Raw genomic sequence first — 8749 nt, forward strand, 5'->3', positions numbered from 1 at the left:
TTCCGTGGCACCCGCCTCGCCTTCGCAGGACTGGCTGCGCTCGACCCCGCCCGAACCGGCGCGGTCGTGGAGCCGCGTGACCCCGGTCGCCGCACCTGCCCAGGCTTCATGCACAGCCCAGCCGACGGCGTCGGTGGCGCCGGTTTCGATCGCGCCGTCATACCGGCAGGAGCCGGTCGTGGAGGACGTTCCGGTCTATGCAGAGCCTGAGCCTGAGCCCGCGCAGCCGGACTATCAGCAAGCCTATGACGAGATGCCTGACGTCGAGACGGTCGACGTGCCGGAGCGTGTGGTGGCGCTTGCCGACGACCTCGAAATTCCCGAACTGGACTTCGAGGAAGAAAAGCCGGCAGCGCCGGCCTATGACGATCTCGATGCCGAGTTTGCCGGTCTGCTGAATGAAATGAACGCGGTCGAGGTCGCGCCCGCGCCGACACCGGCTCGAGCCGCCGCCTATGAGGACGACAGCTACGGCGCCGGATTCAAGCCGGGCCACGATCACGGCGACGCGCGCGCCTATGCGGCGGCGAAGCCGGCTGAAATGCTCGCAGCCCCAGCGCCGGTTTCCCAGGCCGCCGCGACGGGCGGCTTCGATATGGACAACCTGCCCGGCAGCCGGCCGGTCGCGCAGGCCGACGATTTCGCGGTCGATGAGCTCGACTACGACCCCGAGCTTGACCAGGAGATGGCGGTGCCGGGCCTTGCCGAGCGTGAGGCCGCTAGGCCGCGCGGCCGTGGCGTGCTGATCGCCGCCGTGGTCGGCGCCGTGGCCCTGGCCGGTGGTCTTGGCGCCTTTGCCTTGTCCTTTGGCGGCAAGGGCGGCAGCGAGGCGCCGGTTATCGTCAAGGCCGACAACGCGCCAATCAAGGTCAAGCCGGAGAATCCGGGCGGCACGGTGGTGCCGAACCAGGACAACAAGGTCTACGACGCGGTGGTCAAGGGTACCAAGCCGGCCGAGCCGGTGCAGGAAAAGCTGGTCACCAACACCGAAGAGCCAGTCGATGTGAAAGCCAAGGAGCCGGAGAGCCGCGTCGTCGATCTTTCGCCGGCCGATACCGACGCCGCTGCGGGCACGGACGCCGTGGGCAATGCCGCCGCGACGGCGATGCCGGGCGTGGATGCGCCGGGCAGCGCCGATGCGGCGCCGGCGCCGAAATCCGAGGATCGCATAGCCCAGGTCCTGCAGGAAGCCGACAAGGGGACCAATCCGGAAGTCGTCGCCGTCGCGCCACGCAAGGTCAGGACCATGATGGTCAAGCCCGATGGCTCGCTGGTTGCGCGCGAGGATCCTGCACCCGAGGCTGCTTCGCAGGTTGCTGCCGCCGAACCGGCCGATCCGGCGCCGCAGCATGTCGCCCCCGCGGCGCAGGCCGGCGCCGAGCAGACCGGCACAGTGGCGCCGGCGACCGATCAGGCGAGCGATCAGCCGACCGACCAGGTTGTCAGCGCCGACCAGACCGAGGCCGCACAGCCGCTCAAGCCGGCCGAGGCGCCAAAGGCCGAGGCGAAGGCCGAAGCCAAGACGCAGGCCGCCCACACCCAGTCGGCCAACACGCCGGCCACTGTTCCGGTGGCGCCGCAGCGTCCGTCCGACCAGCCGGTCGACGTCGTCGGCGAGGTGAAGCCCGACCAGGTCGCCTCCATATCGCCGAGCGCAGCAGCGGCAGGTGGTGGTTCGTGGTCGATGCAGATCGCCTCGCAGCCGACGGTTGAAAGCGCGCAGTCCACATACCAGGACCTGCAGCGCCGCTACGGCAGCGTGCTGTCGGGCCGCACCGCCAACATCGTCAAGGCCGAGATCGCCGGCAAGGGCACCTTCTACCGCGTCCGCGTGCCGGCGCAGTCGCGCAACGACGCGATCGCCCTGTGCACCAGCTATAAGGCGGCCGGCGGCAACTGCTTCGTGTCGCGCTGAGTCTGGGCGCAATCCAGTCAACCCGGCGCGGCCGCAGGGCCGCGCCGGTTTTTTGCGGGATCGGGCCTTCAACCGCTTGTCATGCGGGTGATTCCCTTTGTCCGCGCGAAGCCCTAAGCTCCAAGGCATGACCGAATCAAAATCCATGATCCTCGGCTGCGCCGGGAAATCGCTCACCCCAGAGGAAATCCGCTTCTATCGCGACGAGCGGCCCTGGGGTTTCATCCTGTTTGCCCGCAATGTCGGCGAGACCGAGCAGATCCGCGATCTGGTGGCTTCGATGCGCGACGCCGTCGGGCGTACGGACGCGCCGGTGTTCATCGACCAGGAAGGCGGCCGGGTGCAGCGCCTGCGGCCGCCGCTGGCACCGAACTATCCTGCGGGTGGCGCGCTCGGCGCGCTGTGGCGCAATGACCGCGAGGCCGGCCGCCGCGCCGCATGGCTGATGGCGCGCTTGCATGCCTTCGCCCTGCTTCGTCATGGCATAACCGCCGATTGCCTGCCCGTGCTCGACGTGCCGGTGGAAGGCGCCAGCGATGTCATCGGCGCGCGCGCCTACGGCAAGGAGCCGGGTGCCGTGATCGAGCTCGGCCGCGCCGCGGCCGAGGGGCTGATGTCGGGCGGCGTGCTGCCGGTGATGAAGCACATTCCCGGGCACGGGCGGGCCTTTGCCGACACGCATTTCGAACTGCCGACCGTCGACACGCCGCTCAGCGAACTGCGCAGCCATGATTTCGCTCCGTTCAAGGCGCTCAACGATTTGCCGATGGCAATGACGGCGCATGTCGTCTACAGCGCCGTCGATCCGGAAAACCCGGCAACGACCTCGGCAAAGGTGGTCAACGACATCATCCGCGGCGAGATCGGCTTCGACGGTCTGCTGATGAGCGACGACACCTCGATGAAGGCACTTTCTGGGGATTTCCCGACAAAGGCGGCGGCGATCCTTGCGGCGGGCTGCGATCTGGTCCTTCACTGCAACGGCGTTTTCGAGGAAATGTCAGGCATTGCGTCACGCACCACGGCGCTTGCCGGCAAGTCGCTCGAGCGCGCCGAGCGGGCGCTGTCCTATATTAAAGATCGCGACCTCGCGAACGAGACCGAGATACGCGCCGAGTTTGCCACCTATTTCGACGCGGTGGCCTGACAGGGGAAAGAGACAGGGGCAGTGGCGGAAACATTGGACAGCAAGGCCGCGAAGGCCGCACCGATGGACCGTCTGTGGGCCGAGAACGACGATGCGCGCGTCACCGGCGATCCGTCGCTGGTCGTCGACGTCGCCGGCTTCGAGGGCCCGCTCGACCTTCTCCTGCACCTGGCGCGCAACCAGAAGGTCGATCTGGCGCGCATATCGATCCTGGCGCTGGCTGAGCAGTACCTCGCCTTCATCGAGAAGGTGAGGGCGCTGAGGCTGGAGCTTGCCGCCGACTATCTGGTGATGGCGGCGTGGCTCGCCTTCCTGAAGTCGAAACTTCTGATCCCCAAGCAGCCGGGCGAAGAGGGCGAGAGCGGCGAGGAACTGGCGGCGGTGCTGCAGTTCCGGCTGAAGCGGCTGGAGGCGATGCGCGATGCCTCGGCAAGGCTGGTCAACCGCAACCGGCTCGGCCGCGACGTGTTCGCGCGCGGCATGCCGGAGATGGTCATCATCGAGAAGCGCAACGCGTACTCCGCCTCGCTTTACGATCTGCTCACCGCCTATGCGCAGCAGCGCCAGAAGCAGGCGATCAACAATGTGACGATCGCCAGGCGTGGCGTGTGGTCGCTCAAAGATGCGCGCGACATCCTGAACAGGCTGGTCGGCACGCTCAGCGACTGGACGGCGCTGGACAGTTTCCTGATCGAGTATCTCGCGGCGCCGGAGGAGCGGCGCACGGCGGTCGCCAGCTCCTTCGCCGCGACGCTCGAACTGGTGCGTGAGGGCAAATTGGACTTGCGGCAGGAGCAGGTGTTCGCGCCGATCTATCTGCGCGGCCGCGCGCAAGGCATAAAGGCAGTCGAGGTGGTAGCATGAGCGAACGCGCCAACGCTTCGGTCATTCCGTTCAAGGTCGAGGACGAGGCCGAGGAACCTGCGGTCGAGCAGGCTTGCGTCGAGAATCCGGCCGAGCGGCTCGCTCTGGCGGAAGCCGTGCGCATGGCCGAGGCAATCATCTTCGCCAGCGCCGAGCCGGTCAGCGAAAAGCAGCTTGCCGCACGTCTGCCCGACGGCATCAACGTCACCGCTGCTATGGCCGACCTGCAGCAGATCTATGCCAGGCGCGGCGTCAATCTGGTGCGTGTCGGCGATGCCTGGGCCTTCCGTACCGCCGGCGATCTCGCCTTCCTGATGAGCCGCGACACCATCCAGCAAAGGAAGCTCTCCCGCGCGGCGCTCGAAGTGCTGGCGATCATCGCCTATCACCAGCCGGTGACGCGGGCCGAGATCGAGGACATCAGAGGCGTCGAAACCTCCAAGGGCACGCTCGACACGCTGATGGAGACGGAATGGATCAGGATGCGCGGCCGACGCCGTACGCCCGGCCGTCCCGTCACCTACGGCACGACGGACGCCTTCCTCGATCATTTCGCGCTGGAGGAGATCCGCGATCTTCCCGGCATGGAGGAACTGAAAGGCGCCGGGCTGCTTTCGACCCGCATGCCATCGAATTTCTCCGTGCCGCTGCCGCCGGCCGACCCTGACGCGCTGACCGAGGACGAGGATGCATTGACCGACATCGACCTCGAGGAACTCGGCCTGTTGACGCCGCGCGTCACGGAAGATTGACCCGTAAGATCCGTTGAAAACGGGCGGCAGGCGATGGGCTGCGCGGATTCGTAGCGGGCACTCGCGGCAAAAGTGCGTGACTTCCGACCGCCTTTCATCAACTCTGTTGCGGTTGTGTTTGAATCCCAACGCGAAAACGCATAGATCATCGCCAGGGAAATCATTCGAGAGAGAGTAGCTATGGGTTCGTTTTCGATTTGGCACTGGATGATCGTGCTGGTGATCGTGCTGCTGGTGTTCGGCCGCGGCAAGATTCCCGAGCTGATGGGCGACATGGCCAAGGGCATCAAGAGCTTCAAGAAGGGCATGGCCGACGACGACGCTGACGACAAGCGCACCGTCGAGCACCGCGCCGACGAAACCGTTTCGGCGGTGAAGGAGAAGGCCAGCAAGAGCTGAGCCCGAGGTTCTAGTCGGAACAGATTGCCATGTTTGAAGTCGGCTGGACCGAGATGCTGGTGATCGCGGTCGTCATGATCGTGGTCGTCGGGCCGAAGGATTTGCCCAATATGCTGCGCACCTTCGGCCGCACGACGGCAAAGCTGCGCGCCATGGCCGCCGACTTCCAGAAGCAGTTCAACGAGGCGCTGAAGGAAGCCGAGCTCGACGACGTCAAGAAGTCGGTCGACGAGCTCAGGGGGCTCAGCCCGGTCGCCGAGATCCGCAAGCAGCTCAATCCGTTCGAGCAGGCGGCGGCCGATGTCCGCTCTGGCGTCGATGCGGCGATGAAGCCGAAGCCTGCCGTCGATCCGGCCACGCCCGTTGCTTCGACGCCACAAGCCAGCGAACCGCTGAAGAACGGCGCCACGGTATTGCCTGGCGTCGAGGCGCCGGAAGCGACGCCGGCGGCGCCGATCTTTCCAGCGATGACCGACGATGCCGTGGTAACGCCGGCGGTTGCCGCTGCAACGGCGGCGCCGCAGACGGTGGAAGCCAAGAAGCCGGCCACGGCGAAGGCCGTCAAGGCACCAGCAACCGTGGCGAGGGCGACGGCTGCGAAGGCAAAGCCGACGCCAGCGAAAGCGGCCAAGCCAGCCGCGCCAGCAAAGACATCCAAGCCGGCCGCAACCAAGGCGGCGAGCAAGGCTGATGTGAAGCCCGCGCCGGCGACGAAGCCCGCGCCGGCGACGAAGCCCGCGCCGGCGACGAAGCCCGCGCCTAAGAAGACGGCGGGAGCCGCCAAGTGAGCGTCACGGACCAGGAAAGAGACGAAATTGAGAAATCGTCGGCGCCGCTGATCGAGCATCTGATCGAGCTGCGCCGGCGGCTGATCTGGTCGCTCGGCGGCTTCTTTGTCGCCTTCCTCGTCTGCTTCTTCTTTGCCAAGCGGCTGTTCAACCTTCTGGTCATCCCGTTCAAGTGGGCGACCCAGTGGGCCGGGCTCGACCCGCACAAGGTCGAGCTGATCTACACCGCGCCGCAGGAGTTCTTCTTCACGCAGGTGAAGCTTGCCATGTTCGGCGGCATGGTCATCGCCTTTCCGCTGATCGCTACGCAGATCTACAAATTCATCGCGCCCGGCCTCTACAAGAACGAGCGCAACGCATTCCTGCCGTTCCTGATCGCCTCGCCGATCCTGTTCCTGATGGGCGCGTCGCTGGTCTATTTCTTCTTCACGCCGATGGTGATGTGGCTCTTCCTCGCCATGCAGCAGACCGGCACCAACGACCAGGTGCAGATATCGCTGCTGCCAAAAGTGTCGGAATATCTCAGCCTGATCATGACGCTGATCTTCTCCTTCGGCCTGGTGTTCCAGTTGCCCGTGGTGACCAGCCTGATGACCAGAGTCGGCATGCTGTCGTCGAAGGCGCTGGCCGAGAAGCGCAAATGGGCGATCGTCATCGCCTTCGTCGTCGCCGCCGTGCTGACGCCGCCCGATCCGATGAGCCAGATCGGCCTCGCCATCCCGACCATCCTGCTCTACGAGGTCGCCATCTGGTCGGCCCGGCTGATCGAACGCGGCCAGGAGCGGGACCGTCTGGCGCGCGAGAAGCAGGAGGCCGGAGCGGAAATGGCCGAGAAGGCCGCTGATGCGTCGTCGACGCAGGCTCCAAGCTAGGCAGAGCCGGAAAAACACGGGCGGCGGCATTCGCCCGTCTTGCATCGATCATGGATGCGGTTTACGCCCTCGGGCCTTAGCCAAGGACGGACAACCATGCTTGACATCAAATGGATTCGCGACAACCCGAAGGCTCTTGCCGAGGCGTTGGTGAAGCGCTCGTGGTCAGCCGGGGAGGCGCAATCCACTGTCGACGGGCTGATCGCCAAGGACGAGGCGCGGCGCGAGCATTTGACAGAGCTGCAGGTGAAGCAGGAACGCCGCAACGCCGCCTCAAAGGAGATCGGCAACGCCATGCGTTCGGGCGACGCGGCGCTTGCCGAGAAGCTCAAGGCCGAAGTCGGCGAGATCAAGGCCTTCATCCAGAACGGCGAAGCGCGCGAGCGCGAGCTCGACAAGGCGCTGAACGACGCGCTGGCCGTGCTGCCCAACGTGCCGCTGGACGATGTGCCGGTCGGCAGGGACGAGCATGACAATGTCGTCAAGCGCATTGTCGGCAAGGCGCCGGCGCGGCCGAACTGGGTGAAGGAGCACTTCGAGGTCGGCGAAGCGCTGGGCATGATGGATTTCGAGCGGGCGGCGAGGCTTTCCGGCTCGCGCTTCACGGTGCTGACCGGCCAACTCGCGCGTATGGAGCGCGCGCTTGGCCAGTTCATGCTCGACCTGCACACGACCGAACATGGCTACGAGGAAGTCCAGCCGCCATTGATGGTGCGCGACGAGGTGCTGTTCGGCACCGGGCAATTGCCGAAATTCGAGGGCGACCTCTTCTTCACTCCGCATGGCGATGGCCGCCTGGGCTTGATCCCCACCGCCGAAGTGTCGCTTACCAACCTCGTGCGCGAGGAGATCACCGCGCACGAAAAACTGCCGTTGCGCTTTACAGCGCTGACGCCATGCTTCCGCTCGGAAGCGGGGTCGGCAGGGCGCGACACGCGCGGCATGCTGCGCCAGCACCAATTTTACAAGGTGGAGCTGGTCTCTCTCACCGATCAGGAGACGTCGATCGCCGAGCATGAGCGCATGACGGAATGCGCCGAGGCGGTGCTGAAGCGACTGGAGCTGCCGTTCCGCACGGTGACGCTGTGCACCGGCGACATGGGGTTCGGCGCGCGCAAGACCTATGACATCGAGGTGTGGCTGCCCGGCCAGAACGCCTATCGCGAAATCTCGTCCTGCTCGGTCTGCGGCGATTTCCAGGCCAGGCGCATGGATGCCCGCTACAAGGACAAGGACGGCAAAGGCAACCGCTTCGTCCATACACTCAACGGTTCGGGCACCGCCGTCGGCCGCGCGCTGATCGCCGTCATCGAAAACTACCAGAATGAGGATGGCAGCGTAACCATTCCTGAAGCGCTGCGGCCTTACATGGGCGGTCTGACGAAGATCGAATCGAAGTAATGCGCATTCTGCTGACCAATGACGACGGCATCCACGCCGAGGGCCTGGCGTCGCTCGAGCGCATCGCGCGTACGCTGTCGGACGACGTCTGGGTGGTGGCGCCGGAGCAGGATCAATCCGGCTACGCGCATTCGCTGTCGATCTCCGAGCCGCTGCGGCTAAGGAAGATCGGCGACAAGCACTACGCCGTGCGCGGCACGCCGACCGATTGCGTCATCATGGGTGTCAAGAAGATCCTGCCGGGCATGCCCGACCTCATCCTGTCCGGCGTCAATTCCGGCGCCAACATCGCCGACGACGTCACCTATTCGGGCACCGTCGCGGGCGCCATGGAGGGCGCGCTGCTCGGCGTCCGCTCAATCGCGGTCAGCCAGGCCTATTCCTATGCCGGCGAGGACCGCGTCGTTCCCTACGAGACCACCGAGGCGCTGGCGCCTGCGCTGCTGAAAAAGCTGGTCGCAATGCCATTGCCGGACGGCGTGCTGCTCAACGTCAATTTTCCGAATTGCGCGCCCGACGAGATCGAGGGCACCGTCGTCACCTCGCAAGGCAAGCTGGTGCACAGCCTGTGGGTGGACGAGCGCCGCGACGGGCGCGGCCTGCCTTACTAC

Annotated in this window: 9 protein-coding genes; all 9 read left to right on the forward strand. The window is 65.7% G+C overall.

The window, feature by feature from the left end:
* Positions 1-1915 (forward strand): SPOR domain-containing protein (locus EN781_RS17675; RefSeq protein WP_189347649.1); only part of this gene is annotated, 1915 nt, incomplete at its 5' end.
* Between the two features lie 127 nt (positions 1916-2042).
* Positions 2043-3062: a beta-N-acetylhexosaminidase gene (nagZ, locus tag EN781_RS17680; RefSeq protein WP_127400186.1), complete on the forward strand. Its 1020-nt coding sequence runs from the start codon at positions 2043-2045 to the stop codon at positions 3060-3062.
* A gap of 63 nt (positions 3063-3125) precedes the next feature.
* Positions 3126-3926 carry a ScpA family protein gene (locus EN781_RS17685; RefSeq protein WP_126059057.1) on the forward strand — a complete coding sequence of 267 codons (801 nt, stop codon included), beginning with the start codon at positions 3126-3128 and terminating at the stop codon, positions 3924-3926.
* Complete coding sequence (scpB, locus tag EN781_RS17690; protein ID WP_126054199.1) at positions 3923-4678, forward strand: SMC-Scp complex subunit ScpB; 756 nt, start codon at positions 3923-3925, stop codon at positions 4676-4678. Before EN781_RS17685 ends, scpB begins: the two co-directional genes overlap by 4 nt.
* A gap of 180 nt (positions 4679-4858) precedes the next feature.
* The gene (locus EN781_RS17695) at positions 4859-5077 is read left to right on the forward strand and encodes a twin-arginine translocase TatA/TatE family subunit (protein ID WP_126054200.1); all 219 of its coding nucleotides are present in this window, start codon (positions 4859-4861) and stop codon (positions 5075-5077) included.
* A gap of 29 nt (positions 5078-5106) precedes the next feature.
* On the forward strand, positions 5107-5865 hold the full coding sequence (gene tatB, locus EN781_RS17700; RefSeq protein ID WP_126054201.1) for a Sec-independent protein translocase protein TatB: 759 nt from the start codon (positions 5107-5109) through the stop codon (positions 5863-5865).
* A complete protein-coding gene (tatC, locus tag EN781_RS17705) occupies positions 5862-6737 on the forward strand; it encodes a twin-arginine translocase subunit TatC (protein WP_127400187.1) in 876 nt (291 codons plus the stop codon). Before tatB ends, tatC begins: the two co-directional genes overlap by 4 nt.
* A gap of 96 nt (positions 6738-6833) precedes the next feature.
* Positions 6834-8138: a serine--tRNA ligase gene (gene serS / locus EN781_RS17710; protein WP_126054203.1), complete on the forward strand. Its 1305-nt coding sequence runs from the start codon at positions 6834-6836 to the stop codon at positions 8136-8138.
* On the forward strand, positions 8138-8749 hold a 612-nt coding region (gene surE, locus EN781_RS17715; RefSeq protein ID WP_127400188.1), incomplete at its 3' end, for a 5'/3'-nucleotidase SurE. The genes serS and surE, both read left to right, overlap by 1 nt.

It is taken from the genome of Mesorhizobium sp. M4A.F.Ca.ET.090.04.2.1, assembly GCF_003999085.1.
Lineage (GTDB): Bacteria > Pseudomonadota > Alphaproteobacteria > Rhizobiales > Rhizobiaceae > Mesorhizobium.